We start from the raw sequence: 1,527 nt of genomic DNA on the forward strand, positions 1-1,527 counted from the left end.
GTATGGGTCCCGGCCTTCGCCCTAGGGCATGCACATATCTGGTGCGGCGGATTGACTCAGAGCGGCATCTTGGGATTCCAGAATCGGGAAACCGTGTGATTTCTATTGCGGCACCTCAGATCGGATTAGGGGTGCGGTGATGTTGTCGCAAATTGACTGGACGCTAGGCCGGTTTGGGGATCGTCGTCTCGATAAAGGGGGGCGGCGCTCGTCGAACGCATGGTCGCGGGCAAAACGGTGTGTCTGCGGCGGCTTTCCAGGGGTAATCGTGCGTTGGAGGTGCGGTTCAACCGCTTTCTCGGTCAGGCCAAGGTGACAGCGGAGCGGATCATCGAAAGCTGGGGCGAAGGCACGGTTGCGGCGGTAGAGGGCCGCCACGTGCTGGCGATCCAGGACACCAGCGAGATCCACTTCAACACCACGGCGCAACGCCGGCGTGGGCTCGGGGAGATCGGCAAAGGCAATAATTACGGCGTGCTGCTGCATCCGCTACTGGCTGTGGATGCCGATGATGGCACCTGTCTTGGACTTTTGAGCGGGCAGATCTGGACGCGCGAGGGCCGTCGCACCACCTCACACGACGATCGGGAATTATCAGACAAGGAATCGCGGCGCTGGACATCCACTGTCGCTGCGTCCAGACCGCTGCTCGCCAAGGCCGCAGCGGTCACCGTGCTGGGTGACCGCGAGAGCGATATCTTTGCCCTTTATGCCAGTTCGACTGAGCAGCACTTCCATGTCATCGCGCGCAGCATGCACGACCGCAAGCTTGCCGATCGCACCGGTTTGTATGAGACCAGCCATGCCATGGCCGTGGTGGATCGGCGTGCGATCGAGCTGCCTGCGCGCGCGGCGCGGCCAGCCCGTCTAGCCCAGATCGAGCTCCGCTTTGGTGCAATCGAGCTTGCCCGCCCACAGAGTAAGTTCCTACGCCATTTGCCGAAAAGCCTGCCGTTGGCAGTGGTCGACGTGCGCGAGATCGATGCCGGGGCCGGCGTAGAGCCGCTGCACTGGCGTCTTCTCACCTCTCACGAGATTGCCAGCGTCAAAGACGCATGGCGTATCGTTCAATGGTACAAGCAGCGCTGGATCATCGAGCAGTTCTTCCGCGTCTTGAAAACGCAAGGCTTCCACCTCGAAGACAGCCAGGTCGGAACATCCGATCGCCTCCTCAAGCTGATTGCTATCGCCGCCAAGGCGGCTGTCATCACGATCCAACTTCTCCAGGCCCGCGATGGCGCTCAGCAGCCCGTTCTTGCTGTCTTCAAGGCCAGCGAGATCGGCGCGCTTGCTGCCCTCAACCAGCAACTCGAAGCCAGCAGCAAGCGACTAAAGAACCCGCATCCACCAGACAGTCTCGCTTGGGCCGGCTGGATCATCGGCCGCCTCGGCGGCTGGGACGGTTACCCATCCTCAAGGCCACCAGGCCCCATCACCTTCAAAAACGGCCTCGAATACTTCCACGCCGTTGCAGCAGGATGGAGCCTTAGAGATATGTGCATGCCCTAGGGCCTTCGCCGGGACGAC

The 1,527-nt window shown here is 61.5% G+C and carries 1 protein-coding gene; it reads left to right on the top strand.

Going from position 1 to position 1,527, the window contains the following annotated elements; genetic code table 11:
* The first annotated feature begins 219 nt into the window (after positions 1–219).
* Positions 220–1,509 carry an IS4 family transposase gene (locus tag AC0L3C_RS36125; RefSeq protein ID WP_473285259.1) on the top strand — a complete coding sequence of 430 codons (1,290 nt, stop codon included), beginning with the start codon at positions 220–222 and terminating at the stop codon, positions 1,507–1,509.
* Positions 1,510–1,527: the final 18 nt, after the last annotated feature.

The organism is Bradyrhizobium sp. WSM4872 (assembly GCF_055811715.1).